The 17,402-nt window shown below is 53.1% G+C and carries 15 protein-coding genes; 9 read left to right on the top strand and 6 right to left on the bottom strand.

Features of this window, described 5'->3' with window-relative positions:
• Nucleotides 1-99: 99 nt before the first annotated feature.
• Nucleotides 100-2,079, bottom strand: a complete 1,980-nt coding sequence (locus BMY09_RS16390; protein ID WP_091360432.1) for a HAMP domain-containing methyl-accepting chemotaxis protein — start codon at nt 2,077-2,079, stop codon at nt 100-102.
• Nucleotides 2,080-2,287: 208 nt separating this feature from the next.
• Nucleotides 2,288-3,685 carry an argininosuccinate lyase gene (argH, locus tag BMY09_RS16385; protein WP_091360430.1) on the bottom strand — a complete coding sequence of 466 codons (1,398 nt, stop codon included), beginning with the start codon at nt 3,683-3,685 and terminating at the stop codon, nt 2,288-2,290.
• 185 nt (nt 3,686-3,870) lie between these two features.
• Between argH and hemC the strand changes: the two genes are divergently transcribed.
• Genes hemC through BMY09_RS16365 form a run of 4 tightly spaced genes read left to right on the top strand, consistent with a single transcriptional unit; the run spans nt 3,871 to nt 8,135 of the window.
• Nucleotides 3,871-4,812: a hydroxymethylbilane synthase gene (gene hemC, locus BMY09_RS16380; RefSeq protein ID WP_091360428.1), complete on the top strand. Its 942-nt coding sequence runs from the start codon at nt 3,871-3,873 to the stop codon at nt 4,810-4,812.
• Entirely contained in the window at nt 4,805-5,587 is a 783-nt protein-coding gene (locus BMY09_RS16375; protein ID WP_091360426.1) for a uroporphyrinogen-III synthase, read from the top strand. The genes hemC and BMY09_RS16375 overlap by 8 nt, the downstream gene beginning before the upstream one ends.
• Nucleotides 5,584-6,879: a uroporphyrinogen-III C-methyltransferase gene (locus BMY09_RS16370; protein WP_091360424.1), complete on the top strand. Its 1,296-nt coding sequence runs from the start codon at nt 5,584-5,586 to the stop codon at nt 6,877-6,879. The genes BMY09_RS16375 and BMY09_RS16370 overlap by 4 nt, the downstream gene beginning before the upstream one ends.
• Nucleotides 6,879-8,135, top strand: a complete 1,257-nt coding sequence (locus tag BMY09_RS16365) for a heme biosynthesis HemY N-terminal domain-containing protein (RefSeq protein WP_091360422.1) — start codon at nt 6,879-6,881, stop codon at nt 8,133-8,135. The genes BMY09_RS16370 and BMY09_RS16365 overlap by 1 nt, the downstream gene beginning before the upstream one ends.
• A 361-nt stretch (nt 8,136-8,496) precedes the next feature.
• Here the strand turns inward: BMY09_RS16365 and BMY09_RS16360 are convergent, their stop codons facing one another.
• Both BMY09_RS16360 and BMY09_RS16355 read right to left on the bottom strand, forming a co-directional pair.
• Nucleotides 8,497-9,105 (bottom strand): uracil-DNA glycosylase family protein, encoded by a 609-nt coding sequence (locus BMY09_RS16360; RefSeq protein WP_245756615.1) that lies wholly within the window; start codon nt 9,103-9,105, stop codon nt 8,497-8,499.
• On the bottom strand, nt 9,083-10,306 hold the full coding sequence (locus tag BMY09_RS16355; RefSeq protein ID WP_091360419.1) for a methyltransferase: 1,224 nt from the start codon (nt 10,304-10,306) through the stop codon (nt 9,083-9,085). Before BMY09_RS16355 ends, BMY09_RS16360 begins: the two co-directional genes overlap by 23 nt.
• Before the next feature lie 148 nt (nt 10,307-10,454).
• On the opposite strand from BMY09_RS16355, the gene BMY09_RS16350 reads away from it, so the two are divergent.
• Both BMY09_RS16350 and BMY09_RS16345 read left to right on the top strand, forming a co-directional pair.
• Nucleotides 10,455-11,246, top strand: coding sequence for a UDP-2,3-diacylglucosamine diphosphatase (locus BMY09_RS16350; RefSeq protein ID WP_245756614.1), 792 nt, complete (start codon nt 10,455-10,457; stop codon nt 11,244-11,246).
• A gap of 202 nt (nt 11,247-11,448) precedes the next feature.
• Nucleotides 11,449-11,688 carry a Rho-binding antiterminator gene (locus BMY09_RS16345; protein WP_091360415.1) on the top strand — a complete coding sequence of 80 codons (240 nt, stop codon included), beginning with the start codon at nt 11,449-11,451 and terminating at the stop codon, nt 11,686-11,688.
• Here the strand turns inward: BMY09_RS16345 and BMY09_RS16340 are convergent.
• The gene (locus BMY09_RS16340; RefSeq protein ID WP_091360413.1) at nt 11,685-12,563 is read right to left on the bottom strand and encodes a LysR family transcriptional regulator; all 879 of its coding nucleotides are present in this window, start codon (nt 12,561-12,563) and stop codon (nt 11,685-11,687) included. The genes BMY09_RS16345 and BMY09_RS16340 overlap by 4 nt on opposite strands.
• A gap of 238 nt (nt 12,564-12,801) precedes the next feature.
• On the opposite strand from BMY09_RS16340, the gene BMY09_RS16335 reads away from it, so the two are divergent.
• The gene (locus BMY09_RS16335) at nt 12,802-13,251 is read left to right on the top strand and encodes an acyl-CoA thioesterase (protein WP_175483574.1); all 450 of its coding nucleotides are present in this window, start codon (nt 12,802-12,804) and stop codon (nt 13,249-13,251) included.
• Between the two features lie 109 nt (nt 13,252-13,360).
• Here the strand turns inward: BMY09_RS16335 and BMY09_RS16330 are convergent, their stop codons facing one another.
• Entirely contained in the window at nt 13,361-14,224 is an 864-nt protein-coding gene (locus BMY09_RS16330; protein ID WP_091360410.1) for a LysR substrate-binding domain-containing protein, read from the bottom strand.
• A gap of 123 nt (nt 14,225-14,347) precedes the next feature.
• On the opposite strand from BMY09_RS16330, the gene BMY09_RS16325 reads away from it, so the two are divergent.
• Complete coding sequence (locus BMY09_RS16325; RefSeq protein WP_091360408.1) at nt 14,348-14,989, top strand: glutathione S-transferase family protein; 642 nt, start codon at nt 14,348-14,350, stop codon at nt 14,987-14,989.
• A 115-nt stretch (nt 14,990-15,104) separates the two neighbouring features.
• The gene (locus tag BMY09_RS16320) at nt 15,105-17,384 is read left to right on the top strand and encodes a hypothetical protein (RefSeq protein WP_091360407.1); all 2,280 of its coding nucleotides are present in this window, start codon (nt 15,105-15,107) and stop codon (nt 17,382-17,384) included.
• Nucleotides 17,385-17,402: the final 18 nt, after the last annotated feature.

Here is a 17,402-nt window from a genome sequence, read left to right as displayed (position 1 = left end):
TGTGTATCAGAGGTCTTTGCCGCTCTCCTCAGGTTGAGTAGTTAAATATAGCTAACCGCCCGGGAAAATCCGGGCGGTTATAGCGTCGCAGGAATCGTGTCATATAGAGAAACGAGCCAGTAACGATTGCTGTTGACGAGCAACATCAAGCAGCGTCTGACTGCTTTCAGCAGCACTCTCCGCCCCTCTCGTAGTTTCTGCCGCAGCGTTACTGATCGAAACCAGCGTCTGACTGACCTCCGCCACCGCATCCGTCTGCTCAGTGGCTGCGGTTTCAATGAAGGCATTAAGTGCACGGATATGCGCTACCGCTTCATTCATCGACTGCAGAACCCCCTGAGATCGCCCTGCATGCTCAACACAGGCCTGGGTCTGTTGATAACTCTGATCCATTACTTCTGTGACCCGCAGAATAGCACTCTGCATATTCCCCACCATGTCCTGAATATCCTGCACCGAGTCCCGGGTACGCCCGGCCAATCCCCTCACTTCATCGGCAACCACCGCAAACCCCCTGCCCTGTTCTCCCGCACGAGCCGCCTCAATCGCGGCATTGAGCGCCAGCAGATTAGTTTTTTCCGCAATATCCTTAATGGTTGTCAGAATCATCACGATCTGATTGCCAAACGTAGCCATCTCCTGACTGACCCCCATCGCCTGATCGATTCCCCGGGCCTGCTTTTCAATACTGTCGACGGTCTCCCGCATCTGCTGGCTGACATCATGACTGAGGTTTTCAAACTCATGCACCGCATTCAATGTTGTCTTACTGTGTCCGGCCACCTCAGAAACACTATGTTCCATCTCCACAGCAGCCGAGGAGGTTTGCTCCAGCTGCATACTCTGCAGGTTCATCGACTCCGTTGTCTGCTGGCTGATAGAGGCATTCTTATTGGCCACAGTAGACAACCGCTCAGCGCCATCTGCAACCTGTTGTAATATTGACTTCAGACTCGCAACCACCTCATTGAGATAGCCGCTCAGATCACCAAACTCATCCTGTCGGCTCACGTCAAAAGTGACATTCAAATTACCTTCGCGCACGGCACCCAGCGTCTTGCGGATATGCGCCAGTGGCAAGCGGATAGTCTGCACCAGCACAATCGCGACGATCAGGGCAAATATCACTGCGCCCAGCGACAAGCCGATGATCAGTAACCGACCGGTAAACACCTCCTGACTGGCCTGTTCCTGGGCATGATTAAGAATCTGATTATTCTTCGTTATAAAATCTTCAACGGCTGCGCGAGTCTCATCGATCAGTTGATAAGTCTGCTCCAGACGGGCACCCTGCGCCTTTTGCGCCGCATTCATCACGCGCAGATAAGCGACCAGCCCATCCTCCCCGTAAAACTGTTGCTCAAAGACATTAAGATCATCCTGCGCTGAGCGGAACGGCCCACCTAAGCGGATAATTTTCTCATAATCCTTGCGAATATCCCCTTTTCTGGTGGCCAGCACTTTTTCCAACCGTCCCATCGCCTGGGTACGGCTGAAGTTCATCAGACGGGAACGGAAAATACCTATGGTCTTGGCCAGATCCTTACCCGCTGCGGCAATCGGCGTCCCACTATAATCAACCTGAAGCCTGCTCAATGAAGTGGAAAGCGCATTGTCGGCCTTACGCAACTTTATATCAGCATCAATAATATGCCGCTCATTGTCCAGAATACTCCTCTGTTCAAGCAGTACGGTATCGGCCAGGGAGAAGTACTGATCAACCCGCGCAGCAACCTGATTTAATGACTCACTCAGCACCTCATCATGAGCCACCCGCTCAGCTAATGCCTGCTGATCGACCCTGAACTGTTCCAGTTGCTGCTTAAATGATTCACGCTGCAGATTAAGCTCTCTGACGCGCTTTTCCGACAGCGCGGCAAACAGCTCATTGTTCGCTTCCTCAAGCCGTACCAGTTGCCGTAAACCCTCTGTCAGCGAAGGCACTACATTCTGTGTGACATTCTCAAACTTCTGCGAGATCAGCTGTATCGCGCCTACACCTCCGGCCCCCACAACGATGATAAAAACGACCATCAGGACAAAGCCTACAATCATTTTATGGGTGATATTCAGTCTCATGTGAACTCCGCCAGCCCGTTAATATTCCATTATTTATTATTTGCCTGTTAACGCGTGAAAATATAGTTCAGGGTCAACCCGATACCCGACTAATCTACCGTGTTATACAACTAAAGGCCTATCTCTATATCCCACGCTGGGTAATAAAGCTACAAAAAAACCCGCCAGGGCTCACCTTAGCGGGTTCGATAATGCGGTATTATTACTATTAGCTACGTTGTGACAGCATCTGTTCAGCCCGGTCGCAGGCCAGGCGTACCTGATTTGGAGCGGTACCGCCAATATGATCACGGGCACTGACAGAGCCGTCCAGTGTCAGCACATCGAAGACATCTTCGCCGATCTGACCGGAGAACTGTTGCAGCTCTTCCAGGCTCATTTCACCCAGATCCTTGTTCTGCTGAATCCCGTAAGCCACCGCTTTGCCGACAATCTCATGGGCATCACGGAAGGGAATCCCCTTGCGCACCACGTAGTCTGCCAGATCGGTCGCGGTGGAGAATCCCCGCAACGCCGCTTCACGCATATTGTCCCGTTTCGCTTCAATCGCCGGCACCATATCGGCAAAAGCCCGCAAACAGCCTTTGACCGTATCGATCGCATCGAACAGCGGCTCTTTATCTTCCTGATTATCCTTGTTGTAAGCCAGTGGCTGAGACTTCATCAGCGTTAACAGTGACATCAGATGGCCATACACCCGGCCGCTCTTACCCCGCACCAGCTCGGGCACATCCGGGTTTTTCTTTTGCGGCATAATAGAGGAGCCGGTGCAGAAGCGATCCGGCAGATTGATAAAGTTAAACTGCGCAGACGCCCACATCACCAGCTCTTCAGAGTAACGGGTCATATGCATCATCAGCACACTGGAAGCCGCACAAAACTCGATAGCAAAGTCACGATCAGAAACAGAATCCAGGGAGTTCTCTGTCGGAGCGGTAAAACCCAGCAACTCAGTAGTCATATGACGGTCAATCGGATAGGTCGTCCCGGCTAGCGCCGCCGCGCCGAGTGGTAGAATATTAACCCGCTTACGGCAATCGACAAACCGCTCATAATCCCGACTAAGCATTTCAAACCAGGCCATCAGGTGGTGCCCGAAGGTCACCGGCTGGGCAGTCTGCAGATGGGTAAAACCTGGCATCACAGTATCCGCTTCCTGACGGGCAAGGCCCACAATCCCCTGCTGCAAACGACTGATCTCAGCCAGCACATTATCGATCTCATCACGCACATAGAGGCGGATATCGGTGGCAACCTGATCATTACGGGAGCGCCCTGTATGCAACTTCTTACCGGTAATACCGATCTTCTTCGTCAGCGCCGCTTCGATATTCATATGCACGTCTTCCAGTTCGATCGACCACTCGAAGTTGCCACTTTCAATATCAGCTTCAATCTCACTGAGCCCCTGAAGAATATCGGCACATTCAGCTTCGGTCAGCACCCCCACCTTAGTGAGCATTTTTGCATGGGCGACTGAACCCTGGATATCCTGCTTGTACATCCGCTGATCAAACTGCACCGACGCCGTAAAACGGGCAACAAAGGCATCCGTTGGCTCATTAAAACGGCCACCCCATTGCTGGTTGGTTTTTTCTTCACTCATGCTGAAACCTCAAATCTGTCATCCGTGCCGAAGGCAAGCGGATCTTGTCCTGAATCAATGGCGGGCATTATACAGCAACCTGCCCCCCTCCCGCATGCCCGATCAGCTGTTACCTGTCCGCTTATCTGTTAAAATCGGTAATTATTTTGCGTAGTTGACCGGGCAAACGCCCTCCAGGATTCTGTATGACCGATAAAGTAGTCCGTATCGCCACCCGTCAAAGCCCCCTCGCCCTGTGGCAGGCAGAGTATGTTAAAGCTGAGTTAGAGAAGTTTCATCCCGGCATCAAAGTAGAACTCATGGGATTTACCACCAAAGGGGATGTACTGCTGGACTCGCCTCTGTCAAAGATTGGCGGCAAGGGACTTTTTGTTAAAGAGCTGGAAGTCGCAATGCTGGCCAATGAAGCCGATATCGCCGTACATTCAATGAAAGATGTACCTATGGAGTTTCCCGAAGGCCTCGGGCTGGCAGTCATCTGCCCACGGGAAAAGCCCACCGATGCGTTTGTTTCTAACCATTACAAATCAGTTGATGAACTGCCTCAGGGGGCAGTCGTCGGCACCTCCTCGCTGCGCCGGGAAGCACAGCTGAAAGCTGCCCGCCCCGATCTGCAGATCAAAACCCTGCGGGGCAACGTCAACACCCGTCTGCGCAAGCTGGATGAAGGCCAGTACGACGCGATTATCCTGGCAACTGCCGGTTTGCTGCGCCTTGAAATGGCTGACCGGATCGCCAGCGAGATCACCCCGGAAGAGAGTCTTCCGGCCGGTGGTCAGGGCGCCGTAGGCATCGAGTGTCGTAGCGATGATGCAACCACTATCGAACTGCTCAAACCGCTGCATGATCAGCAAACCGCCTACCGCGTTACCGCCGAGCGGGCCATGAACCGTCGGCTGGAAGGCGGCTGTCAGGTACCTATCGCCTGTTATGCCACCCTCAATGAAGCCAGTGATGAACTATACCTGCGCGGTCTGGTAGCCAGCACCGATGGTACCCAGGTCCTGCGGGATGAGTTACGCAATAGCCCGGATAATGCTGAAGCGATGGGTATCGAATTGGCAGAACGCCTGCTGGCGGCCGGTGCCGATAAGATTCTGGCAGACGTTTATCAGCAGAATGGCTAACCCCCGGATACTGGTCACCCGCCCCGCGCATCAGGCAGAGGGGCAGGCTGAATTGCTCGCCGGTCTTGGGCTTGACCCAGTTCAGCTGCCGCTGCTGGAGATCACCCCGGTCAGTGAATCTGATCCGGGCTTTGCTCTTTTAAAAAGCCGGATTATGGATCTGGACCTTTACCACTCGGTGATCTTCATCAGCGCCAATGCGGTCACCGCCGGGATGGATCTGATCGACCAGTACTGGCCGCAGCTACCGGTAGGCATCCAGTGGCTGGCTATCGGCCGTCAAACAGCAATTCAGCTGGAAGCCTATGGTATTACCGCCCTTCAGTCAGCCGCAGGCTATGACTCCGAGGCACTGCTCTCTCTGCCCCAGCTGCAGCAGGTTGGCGAACAACGGATATTAATTATGCGTGGCGCAGGGGGACGGGAAACCCTGGCGCAACAGCTCAGCCAGCGCGGTGCCCGGGTTGATTATGCTGATCTCTACCGGCGCAGTCTCCCCCCCTATACCTCCGGACAGATCAGCAGTACTATCGGAGACAAACCCTTTGCTGCGGTGTTACTGACCAGCGGAGAAGCACTCAACAACCTGACAAAACTCATATCTGAGCACGGTCTCAAAACGCTGCAGCGTACAACATTGGTGGTACCCAGTGAGCGAGTTGCCCGAATTGCAAACGAGTTAGGCTATACTCGGGTTATTACCGCCAGCGGGCCGGATAATCAGGCCATGGCAGAAACAGTTTTATCGACTATCGATATGGATGACAGAACATGAAAAAAAGCGGGAATAACAATCCAGCCACTTCAGAAAAGCCAGAAGAAGTGATTGAGGGAGAGCTGATCGAAAAGGAGAACGCCCCCGCCAATAAGCCTGATACTGCAGAGTCGCAAGCTGAAGAGACATCAGAGACAAACAAAACTGCTGCAGAGAAGCCAGAAAAACCGACTGTGGGTAAGCCAAAACAGGAAGCGCCACACGCAACTGAAGCACCGGCGAAAGAACCTCCGGTAAAAGAGCAGCCAAAACAGAAAGCCAGTTGGGCCGGCCGCATCGCGCTGTTGCTGGCACTGATCGCCCTGGCCGGGGTCGGCTATCTCTACTGGCTGCAACTGCAGGAAAAAAACCAGCTGCAGCAGACCCGGCAAGATGCCGCCGCTGAACTGAGCGGTACTCTGGAGAAAAGCCAGCAGCAGTTTAATCAGCAACTCGGGGCACTCAATCAGAAATTGTCAGCCCTGCAGAGTAAATCAACCCAGGATCAGGCCAATATCAATGAGCTTCAGAACCGCCTGACCCGCAGTATTCAACAGGTCACCGCAGCACAAAAGAATGACCGGGCTGACTGGCTGCTGGCCGAAGTCGAATATCTGTTGCGACTGGCCAACCAGCGGGTGCTGATGGAGCAAACCCCGAACGGGGCACTGCAACTGTTGCGCTCTGCCGATAAGATTCTCAGCGAAACCGACGATGTCACCATCTACGATATTCGCAAAGCAGTCGCCGCCGATATTGCCGCACTGGAAGCGGTGCCTCAACTGGATACCGAAGGCGTGTTCCTGCGCCTGGGCGCGCTCAGCGCACAGGTGGATCAGCTGCAGGTGATCCCGCTGACCGAACAACACAAACTGCCGGAGCTGCTGGATCAGGTGAACAGCGAGGAGTTTGCCGCCAGCTGGAGTGCCGATATCAAGCAGGCCTGGGCAACACTGTCCGATAAAGCCAGCAAACTGATCGTTATTCAGGATCGCAGCGAGCCAGTCGAACCGCTGCTGTCACCCCAGCAGAGTTACTATCTGCAACAAAACCTGCACCTGATGCTGGAGCAGGCTCAACTTTCGCTGCTGCAACGGAAGCCGAAAAGCTACCTCAACAGCCTGACTAAGGCGCAACAGTGGGTGGGGACTTACTTTGAACAGAACCACAGTAATACCCAGGCCCTGCTGAAAGCCCTGAAAGACCTGGAACAGGTTGAAGTGGCTCCGCAGATGCCGGATATCTCCGGATCACTGAAAGCCCTGAAGAGTTACCTCAAAGAGATGCGCAAGCTGAAAGAGGGGGCTGCCTGATGAAACGCATATTTATCCTGCTGCTGGCATTTATGTTTGCCGGCACCTGGATCGGTCAGAAGATGATCCAGGATTCCGGCTATACCCTGTTTGCCTACGGCCAGACCACCGTTGAGATGAGCCTGTGGGTCTTTCTGGTACTGATTGTCGCGCTGTTTTTCGCCCTGCACTGGGGCATCAACCTGTTCAAGCGCTCTCTCAAATCAGGTACACATCTGCGTCTCTGGAGCGGCAGTCGTAAAAGCCGCATCGCCCATGACAAAACCCTTAAAGGCCTGATTGCCCTCTCTGAAGGAAACTGGTGGAAAGCCCAGCGTCTGTTATCCATCTCTGCAGATAACGCCGACCTGCCGCTGATCAACTATCTGGCGGCTGCCCATGCAGCTCAGGAACAGGGCGATGAAAAAGCCTGTGACGAACTGCTGCAAAAAGCCAGAGCCTCCACACCGGAAGCAGAGATCACGGTCGGTATCAATCAGGCGCAGACCCAGTTAGCCCGGGGACAACTGGAGCCCAGTCTGGCTACTCTGCTCAGCCTGCGTAAAAAAGCGCCGAAAAACACCTACGTGATGAAGCTGCTGCGCAAGGTTTACATTCAACTGAACGACTGGCAGTCACTGCAGGCACTGATCCCAGAACTGCGCAAAAACAAAGCGCTGAAACCTGAAAAGCTGCTGCAAACCGAACAGCTGTGCTACCAGAAGCTGCTGGAACTGAGTATTGTCTTGCCGGACAGCGCGTCCTCCGACGAGAAGCGCAAAGCCCTGGCCGAAACCTGGCATAACATGCCCGGTCAACTGACCCAGGATGATCAACTGGCCCGCCACTACACCCGTCTGCTGGTGAGCATCGGCGCAGAATCTAAAGCGGAACCGGTGATCCGTGAGCTGATCAAACGCAACTGGGACAACGAGCTGGTCAACCTGTACGGCCGCATCGAAGGAGAAAACCCGAAGAAGCAGCTGGATACTGCCCGCAGCTGGCTCAAAGATGACCCGCTCAACCCCGACTTGCTGCTCACCCTGGGCCGCCTGTCACAACGCAACCAGCACTGGGGCAAAGCGATCACCTACTTCGAACAAAGCCTGGAGCTAAGCCCCAGAGCCGAAACCCTGAGCGAACTGGCCAGACTGCTGAAAAACCTCGGCGAAACGGACAAAATGCGCCAGTTGATGGATAAGCATCTGGGAGTTATCGGCGGCGGACTACCAGCCCTGCCGCTACCGCAGAAAGGGACGAAGCTGACGGCGTTATGAGTCGCTAGAACGCAGCAAAAAAGCGCTGTTTAAAAGCAGTAGCTAGACGTCGCTTCGCGACTTGCTAGTTGTTAGTGGCTAGAAAAAGCGGAAAGAAAAAAGCATAAAGAGAAGAGAGCCATTGGCTCTCTTTTTATTTGTGTACTACGGGCGCTACCGCCTTCTACCAACGCTATTCAACTTAAATAAGTCATAGCGCTAATCGCCGCAAGGTACCCAGAAGGCATGCTAGCGCGCCGCCCTCAATAGCAAAGATAAAACCAATAGACCTGTTTGCTCGATGCTTTTTCTAGCAAGGGCGCAGCCCGTCTAGCGAGTCGCGCAGCGACGTTCTAGCGAGCAACGTGCTTTTCGTTGCGGTCTAACCACTTACAACTATTTCCCTCACCCGCTTCTGCAGCTCTGGCACCAGCTCCGCCTCAAACCATGGGTTGCGTTTCAGCCAGATGTTATTGCGTGGGCTGGGATGGGGCATGGGGAACACTGCCGGGGACTGGCCCTGACAACAATAATCCCGCCAGCGGGAAACAATCTCTGTGACTGAACCCTTCTCTTGCAGATGCCAGGCCTGGGCATACTGGCCAATCACCAGTATCAGTTGCAAGTTTGGCAGGCGATCCAGCAGTTGCTGGCGCCACTGGGGGGCGCACTCTTTGCGTGGCGGCAGGTCACCGGACTTCCCTGTGCCGGGAAAACAGAACCCCATCGGCAGGATCGCCAGCTGTTTCGGGTCGTAGAAGATTTCAGCACCGATCCCCATCCACTCCCGTAAACGCTCACCGCTGGGGTCGTTAAAGGGGATGCCGGTTTCATGGACCCGCCGGCCGGGGGCCTGAGCTGCGACTAAAACCCTTGCGCGGGGATCAAACTGGAACACCGGACGCACGCCATCCGGCAGATGGGGCAGACAGAGATCGCAGGCCTTGATACGGGCAATCAGTTGCGCATCAGTCAGTGCTTCTGATTTCACTTCTGGCCTCCATTTTTCGGGCTGAAAGCATAATATTACGCGGTGTGACGGAGCGATCACAGAAGGTACCCAGCTCGACATGATAACCATAGGACTCAAGATCGCAGGCCAGATCCAACACCAGCCAGAGCTCAATCGCCCGGCGAAAACAGTTGCGCAGCAGTGATAAACGCATCACGACATCATAGCGCTGCCAGCCAAGTGCTTCCGCTGCTTCCCATTGGGTTTCTAGAGGCAGTTGTAACTGTTCGCGCTCAGCGAGTTTATGACAAAATTCGCTATAACTGAGCTGTAGCCAGGGTTTTGATACCGGTTTCATGGGGCGATACTGGTCACTGCCCAGCACCCGGTTACATAGTTCAATATAGCCCAGTTTCCAGGCCATCTCCCGATCGCGGCTGACCACTTCCCGCTGTCCGGCGGTGACGGTTTCGGTAACCGCCAGACGCAGGTCATCCCGGCTCAGCTGCAGTGATAAGCCCGCGGTTCTCGGCTGGTATCGATGTTCAACGCCAAACGCATAACAGCAGGGCACCAGATCCAGCGCATCCAGATGCTGATCAATCGCGAACCGTTCCAGTGTGCGATGCAGCTCACCGCATGCATGCAGAGCGATAGCGTGATGGCCCGCAGCGTTCAGCTGAAGATCCGGCTGTAACAGATCGATCACCCTGAACTGTTGAGGAATATTCAGGCGCCGGGCCTGCTGTTCACCCATACGACAGAGTTCAGTGTTCCATTCCAGGGTGGTCACCAGTTGTTGCCAGCTCCGCCCCAGCAGGCGACCCAGATGCCCTTTGCCGCCGCACCATTCGAGCAGTGGTGAGTGCACCGGCCCGATTCCCCGGGCAAACGCTTCGATCTGCGTCCGTTTGCGTCCGGGCATCCCATCAAAAAAGCGGTTCTCCGGGAGGCAGTATTCAGCTGACGAACGCTCAGGTAAGCGGCATAACTGCCGCAGGGATGCGATCTGCGGCAGGTAGTGGCCGATCCAGTCCTGCAGCGCTTCGGAGTCATGATTAAAGCCGGCCAACTGCCGTTCATCCAGTGCCAGCAACGCTTCTGTCAGTTCGGGATAGTGAGTACACCACTCAGGCCGGTGCAGTTTGAACGGCTGCGGCCGCCACAGGTGTGCCGTGGCAACAAGCTGCTGATCGAGTTGCTGTAATCGCTGCTGGCTGTATGTGAGTGATGTTGTCATGGCGCTATTCTAATCGTCAGCAGTGTTCCGACCTAGCGCTTTGAACTGATTTATCCACAGCCTTGTGTAACGATCTGTTCATCTTTTTTAAAGGCCCCTGTCATTTACAACCGCCATACTGCCCACAAACTGATTGATGGACGGTGATATGCAGAATATCCACACCATGTTTATCTCAGATGTACATCTGGGCACCCCGGATTGCCAGGCAAAACTCCTGAGCGAAGCCCTGACCCAACTGGCACCGAAAAAGCTTTATCTGGTGGGCGATATTATCGACCTGGCGGCGATGCGCAAAAAAGCGGTTCTGCCCCAGGATCAGCAGTTGCTGATCGGCCAGTTCTGGCAGATGGCAAAAGATGGCTGTGAGATTATCTATATTCCCGGCAACCATGATGCGCCAATGCGTAAAATCTGTGGTTTGAAACTGGGCAAGCTACAGATTCGACGTAAGGCGATCCACAAAACCCGTGATGGTCGCCGCTTTCTGGTGTCCCATGGTGATGAGTTCGATGGCCATGTGCGCATCCATCCACTCATGCTGTTACTGGGAGATCAGGGCCATCAGTTGCTGCTCTGGCTGAATCGCAGTTATAACAAACTGCGTCAATGGCTGAATATGCCCTATCGCTCGCTGGCAGCGATGATAAAGCAGCGTTTCAGTACTGCTCAGCGCTATATTGAACACTTTCAGCAAGCCGCCTGCACCGAAGCCAGCCGCCAGTCTCTGGATGGCTATATCGGCGGTCATATACATCAGGCGGGCTTTACCCACCTGAAAGGCACCCTTTACTGCAACGACGGCGACTGGGTCGAGCACTGTACCGCACTGGTAGAAACCGACAACGGCACGCTTCAATTATTGGAGTGGCCGACCATGAAAGTTATCAGCGAACCTGCAGCACTGATGCAAATCACTGCCGATCTGGTTCACACCTGAGTCGAGACCAGATCTCGCCGGCAGCGTCGCCCCCCATAAACATGTTTGTCGGCAGACGTTTAGAATCTGTTCAATGACCTTCGCTCAGCACCATCTGCGGTTTCTGATATGAAACAGTACAGCCTCTGCCAGATGAGCTAAACTGGAACAACAATTACCTCCTCCCTCTAGGACACAACAGAACACAGGCGATGCCCGGCTGATGAAAGACTATATCCCTATCCAGTGCGCCCTGCATGACAGTTATGAACTGGCCTGTATGCGCAACCTTATTGATCTGGTGATCTGGCAGGACAGTGAAGGTCATACCCTGCGGCAAAAGCTGCGCTATCAGACCATCGATATCCGCAACGGAGAAGAGTTTCTGATCGCCGTCGATGAGCACGGCACACAACAACGCATCCGTCTGGATATGATTCAATCGCAACCGCCGGGAAGCTAGCCGACGTTAAGCCCGCCGCGCCAGCTGTCACGCGCGGCGAACACCGTAAACAGTTGCACCATCTCCTGATCAGAATGTTCCCGCCAGACACAGGCGACGGTGCGTGTCAGGCCAAAATCGGAGATCGGAATACTCACCGTTCCCGGTTCGATCACGGTCTCCGCGAGAATCGCTGCGGCCAGGTTGTTGCGCACCATGGTCAGTGCCCATGAGTCATTATCGGTGCGGCAGGTAATGCGGGGCTGTGCCTGTTCGGCAAGAAAAACCCGTTTGCCTTCGTGCAGCACTTCGCAGTTTTTACGCAAGACCATCGGCAAACCATGCAGATCGGCCAGGCGTATGCTGGCACGATTAGCCAGATCATGCTGCCGGGACACCATCAGTTGAAAGCGCTCCTGATAAAGCGGCAACTGGGTTCGGGAAAAGTCATCGCCGCCCATCGAGGTCAGCAACATATCTACCTTTCCCTGCCCCAGTTTATTTGCCAGTTCAACTTTGTTGCCGGTATGCAGATGCAGTTCCGTTTCCGGGTAGGTGGTATGAAACTCATGCAGCAGGTTATTGATCGGCGGGGTGTTCAGGGTATCCAGCATACCGATTCTTAACTGCCGTGGCCGGGGCGCATTCATCAGCTCACTTTTAGCGGCACTGCACTCTGCCAGAATCGAGAAGGCCCGGTCTCTGAAGCGTGACCCGGCGGGGGTCAGAGTAACCTGTTTATGCCTTCGGTGCAGCAGTTCGACCCCCAGTTCCTCCTCCAGTGTCTTGATCGCTGCAGACAGGGCTGGCTGGGTAACAAACATCTTCTCCGCCGCTTTGGTAAAGCTGCCGGTTTCCTGAACCGCGAGAAAATAACGAATCTGCCTAATCTCCATTAACTGGTTGCTCCTCTGGTAATCACTCCAGCGACCCTGCCAGACCAGGCTGAGCGCCGCTGAAACATTCTAACGTCTCACCAACACCTATAATTCTAATTTATAGATCGAATAATAATTAAAGATTTTACTTATTTGCCAGATTAAACCTAAATAGACCTGTCGCACTAGTATCAACACAACATTATTAATCATTACACCGGCACTTCGCCGGATGGACAGACAGGTATACCCTAAGATGAGCAGTGAGATTCTGGAACGTTTTCCAACAACCATGGAGATTCCGATCGCCTGGGGCGATATGGATGCCTTCCAACATGTCAATAATCTGGTTTATCTGCGCTGGTTTGAAAGTGCCCGGATCGACTATTTTCGCAGCTGTGACTTTACCACCGTGATGCAGGAAACCGATGTCGGCCCGATTCTGCGTGACAGCCGCATCCGTTACCGGATTCCCCTGACATTTCCCGGCAACGTCATCTCGGCCTGTCGGGTCACCCGGCTGAAGCATGACCGCTTTACCATGGAACATCTGATCTGGAGTCCGGAACATAACGCAGTGGCCGCAGAGGGGGAAGGCACTATCGTTTGCGTTAACTACCGTAAAAATAGTAAAGCTGAGGTTCCGCCGCTCTATCGCCAGCGGATAATTGAGCTGGAACCCATCACCCCGGAGATTTTTGACTAACGGGCAAACGCACCCGTTATACCGTTCAGCCCATGAAGCAACGCCTGCTGTTGCTTCATCACTTTCGCTGGCCCTTCCGGGGGCCAGATTTTTTATCTTTCGATAGCCATTACCCGGCAGCTTGTAGTTGCTCTGCGGTACGTTGTGCCAATCTTGCGATCCGGTCTGAACCTATGTCCGGGTGATGCCGGGCAGAGGACTGTAGCACAATCTCAACAGTTGGCAGGTCAGGCAGACCAAGGCTCGCAGGTACCCGGTACAGATCCGCAGGTACGCAACAGGATGACAGTGTGGTAACCGCCTCGCCCCGCCGCACCAGCTCAATCAGCAGCGCACAGTTACCACTGATACAACTCACCTCAAAAGAACGCCCCTGTTTGATCAGACCATCCACCGCGGTACTGTGAAATTTACAATCAGGCTCGACCAGCGCCAGCCGGATGGTCCGGTCTGGCGCAACAAAATCGGCTGTCGGGGCAACCCAGACGCCCTTGTCCTGCAATAACAGATACCCTTCTTCCCGGTCCGGGCGGCGGGTGAGAATAGTCAGATCCAGTTCGCCCTTATCGATCAGCTCCCGCAGTTGCGCCGATGACCCGGTTCGCACCTGCACCTGCAGCCCGGGTAGCTGTGTTTGAAGCTCGGATAGCAGTTGCGGCAACACCCCGGTGACATAGTCATCCGGACAACCCAGCAACAGCGGCCGGGATTCACCATCGGCGCCCAGCACCCCCAGCGCTTCATCATGCAGCTTCATTATCCGACGGGCATAGCTCACCAGCTTCAGTCCTTCATCGGTCAGTTGCAGCTCTCGCCCCTCTTTCAGAAACAGTCTTTTATTGAGCTGCTCTTCCAGCCGCTTCATCTGCATACTCACCGCCGACTGGGTACGAAACACCTGTGCCGCCGCCCGGGTAAAGCTTCCGGTATCCACGGCCGCAATAAAAGTACGGAGCAATTCATGATCAAGCATCAGCAGTATTCATACCTGTTATCAGATTTATTCGTTTGTCGAACAACCAATTAAGCGCCAGACTCAGGTCTAAATCAATCGACGTAACAAACTTATTAAACAACACAATAAAAGGATTTTGCTATGCAACTGGTTATCGGTAATCACAACTATTCCAGCTGGTCCCTGCGGGCCTGGCTGCTGCTGCGACAGTTCGGGCTGGACTTTGAAACGGTACGTATCGCCCTGTTTACCCCCGGCGCAGCGGAACAGATAAAAAGCTATAACCCGGCGGGGAAAGTCCCGGTGCTGCTGGATAACGGCCTGACCATCTGGGACTCGCTGTCGATCTGCGAATATATCAGTGAACAGCACCTTGACGGTAAAGGCTGGCCCGCTGACTCTGCACTGCGCGCCCACGCCCGTAGCAGTTGCGCCGAGATGCACACCAGCTTTATGGCGCTGCGCCATGCAATGCCGATGAACTGCCGCCGTACTGTGGAAAACGTTGTTATCTCATCCGAAGTACAACAGGATATCGACCGTATCCTGCAGCTGTGGAGCGGTGCGCTCAACCTGAGTGCATCAGAACAATTCCTTTATGGAGAGTTCTCCATCGCCGATGCCTTCTATGCCCCGGTGGTGTACCGTCTGACCGGCTATGGCGTCAGCCTGCCTGAGCAACTACAAGCCTACTGCGACCGGGTACTGGCACTGCCCGCCTGTCAGGAATGGCTGAAGCTGGCACAACAGGAAAACGAAGTGATCGAAGAGGAAGAGGTGTAATCGCCTCTGATTGTGCCTGACAGCACTGGTATTTCTGCCCTGAAAATGGCACATTATCAACCGGAGAGCGGGAAACTCTCCGGTTTCTTTTCAAGTGACTCAACAGGGATGAATAATGAGTACAACGCCAACCAATGGTTCCTGTCTGCCTAAAAAGACCCAGACGGGCAATTCAGACACCAATAGCAGCAATACTGGACAAGATAGCTGTACTCCTCCTCTGTTTGAAATAGTTCATATTACCGGCACACGTAATCAACTCTATTTTCTGACTAAAGCGGCCTCTGAAACACTGCATACGGAATGTGCTGCAGTAGCAGACATGATGCAGACGTTTGCTGAAATAGTCAGTGCAGAAGCGGATAGCTTCCCCTCGCAAAAAGAGCGGGATGCTATGCTGAAAAAACGTATCGCCTGGATTAAAGATGCAACGAAGATGGGGCTTGTCGATCCACGGCCAAACGTGGCTGATAAAACCGCAACATATGGTGAACACTATCACCCACCTGAAAAATCGACAACATCGAAAAGCTGCAAAGCCCAGCTCGCTCAACTGGAATCAGAAGAGCTTAAAGTCAATCAGGCACTGGAAAATATTCGGGGACGCAGCGCGGTATCTGTTAAACGGAGTCCGATTAATAAGCTACGTATGGCCCATCTTCAGGTCATAAAGCCAAAGCTATTAGAGCTAAGAGAACTTGAAAGTCGGGGGCTCTGTAAGCCGACCTCGGTAGTGGAGCCCACAAATAATGTCGATACATTAGTTCCTTCCGGAACAACGGGCGGAATAGAGGGCGGCATCACCGTTACCGAACTACAGCGATTCAGTGCGCCAGATAAGCTATTTTATCTTTCCAATAAGAAACTAAGAGAACTCAAAGAGAATAGTGAAAACGGTTGGATTCCTATAAAGCTTTCGCAAGAAACCCAAAAGTTAATGGAATCCCTTAATACCGCAACTGAAAAGAGTCATAAAACCTCCGCAAAACCTCAAACAGAATCCCAACAGAATAAAACTGAACTCAGCGACATTGTTGACGCGATGATTGAGGACTTTAAGCAACAGCTCAAACCGAAATACGATACCGCAAATCTGGGTAGCCTCCCCTGGTTCAAGGAGGCAGGCAACTTGGAGTGGGAGAGCACCGAATGTCACCCCTTTAACGCATTATATCAGGACGTGTTTCCCAAAAAAGTTGTCAAAGGTCAGTTAGGGAAGGACGGTCCTGTCTTTGCAGCATCAGCAGAGGCTCAGGCCTTCCGTTTTGCCGCTGGCGCTAATATAGGCGAAGCTAAATGGAACCCGATGGATGGCGAAGTCAACCTGGCGGCCAAAGCTGAAGCGAAATTCAGCTTATTTGAGGGCAAAATAGAGGGTAGTGCTATTTTCCCCAATGAGAAAGGGCAACTGATCTACGTTAGCTTTCGCGGGGCCGACAAGAAAGAACGCTCCATAGAGATGGGTTATATGCGCTTTCATGGCAAAGTGCTTATGAGTGTTTTCGCTGGCGTGGAAGGAACCCTGGAGAGCTCTCTGGGAGGTAAGCTATATAAAACCTCCAAGCGCAAGCAACATAACAATACTACCGATATGGAAAAAGACAGCCGTCAACTGGAACAGGAAGTGGGTGCCGGGTTATTACTCATACCTAAGTTTGAGGTTGAATCACAACCAGCCTCTCGATGGAAAGGAGAGCGGGCGGTTTCCAATGGTCCTGAACCTGAAGGCAATGTCTATGCAAACCTGAAAGGCGAAGTGTTTGCGGGGGCAAAAGCGGGCGCAGCGGTCAGTCTGGCGGCCCAATGGCAGGCACCACCTAAGCCCATTAAAGATGGAGCTAAGGACGCCCCAAAAGCCAATGAATTTCTTGACCTCGCCAAAACGGGTGTTAAAGCCGGCGCATCAGTCGGCGTCGCTGCAGGCAGCCATCTAAAAATCGCCTGGGAATACGGCAAAGTTATTGTCTACTTTCGCGCCTCGGCAGCCTGGGGCCTCGGCATCTCCGGCGGATTTGAAACCGAAGTAGACCTTAACAATCTGCTGACACTATTTGAGTTTATTCTGAAAGCACTGCAGCGGAGTGATTATCGGCACCTGACATTTGTTGATGAACAAACATTTTTGATTATGTCAAAGTGGCTCTATAAAGTTTATGTTTTTAAAGAAGAGATGCAGCTTGAAGCAATAAAAGCACTGTTTTCATCGCTTAATAGCGTACGTAAAGAAATTACTGATTGGTGGGATGAAAGAGCAAGAATAGAGGATGAAGCTAAAGCCATCGCGGAGAATATCAAAAATGGGCATCTCGCTATAAATTTAGAAACACTGCCTCCAGAAACAGTTGGTCCAATGCTCTACTGCTTGAGTTCTACCTTCGTTTTCAGCTTTGAATAATCACAGGAAACCGCCATT

This window comes from Amphritea atlantica, assembly GCF_900111095.1.
GTDB classification, from domain to species: domain Bacteria; phylum Pseudomonadota; class Gammaproteobacteria; order Pseudomonadales; family Balneatricaceae; genus Amphritea; species Amphritea atlantica.
Note: the sequence above shows the minus strand (reverse complement) of the source record. Positions and strands in the feature narration are given on the sequence as shown.

Excerpts from the sequence above, each read along its gene's own strand:
- BMY09_RS16390 (WP_091360432.1), bottom strand. The coding sequence starts at position 2,079 with ATGAGACTGAATATCACCCATAAAATGATTGTAGGCTTTGTCCTGATG.
- argH (WP_091360430.1), bottom strand. The coding sequence starts at position 3,685 with ATGAGTGAAGAAAAAACCAACCAGCAATGGGGTGGCCGTTTTAATGAG.
- hemC (WP_091360428.1), top strand. The coding sequence starts at position 3,871 with ATGACCGATAAAGTAGTCCGTATCGCCACCCGTCAAAGCCCCCTCGCC.
- BMY09_RS16375 (WP_091360426.1), top strand. The coding sequence starts at position 4,805 with ATGGCTAACCCCCGGATACTGGTCACCCGCCCCGCGCATCAGGCAGAG.
- BMY09_RS16370 (WP_091360424.1), top strand. The coding sequence starts at position 5,584 with ATGAAAAAAAGCGGGAATAACAATCCAGCCACTTCAGAAAAGCCAGAA.
- BMY09_RS16365 (WP_091360422.1), top strand. The coding sequence starts at position 6,879 with ATGAAACGCATATTTATCCTGCTGCTGGCATTTATGTTTGCCGGCACC.
- BMY09_RS16355 (WP_091360419.1), bottom strand. The coding sequence starts at position 10,306 with ATGACAACATCACTCACATACAGCCAGCAGCGATTACAGCAACTCGAT.
- BMY09_RS16350 (WP_245756614.1), top strand. The coding sequence starts at position 10,455 with ATGCAGAATATCCACACCATGTTTATCTCAGATGTACATCTGGGCACC.
- BMY09_RS16345 (WP_091360415.1), top strand. The coding sequence starts at position 11,449 with ATGAAAGACTATATCCCTATCCAGTGCGCCCTGCATGACAGTTATGAA.
- BMY09_RS16340 (WP_091360413.1), bottom strand. The coding sequence starts at position 12,563 with ATGGAGATTAGGCAGATTCGTTATTTTCTCGCGGTTCAGGAAACCGGC.
- BMY09_RS16335 (WP_175483574.1), top strand. The coding sequence starts at position 12,802 with ATGAGCAGTGAGATTCTGGAACGTTTTCCAACAACCATGGAGATTCCG.
- BMY09_RS16330 (WP_091360410.1), bottom strand. The coding sequence starts at position 14,224 with ATGCTTGATCATGAATTGCTCCGTACTTTTATTGCGGCCGTGGATACC.
- BMY09_RS16325 (WP_091360408.1), top strand. The coding sequence starts at position 14,348 with ATGCAACTGGTTATCGGTAATCACAACTATTCCAGCTGGTCCCTGCGG.
- BMY09_RS16320 (WP_091360407.1), top strand. The coding sequence starts at position 15,105 with ATGAGTACAACGCCAACCAATGGTTCCTGTCTGCCTAAAAAGACCCAG.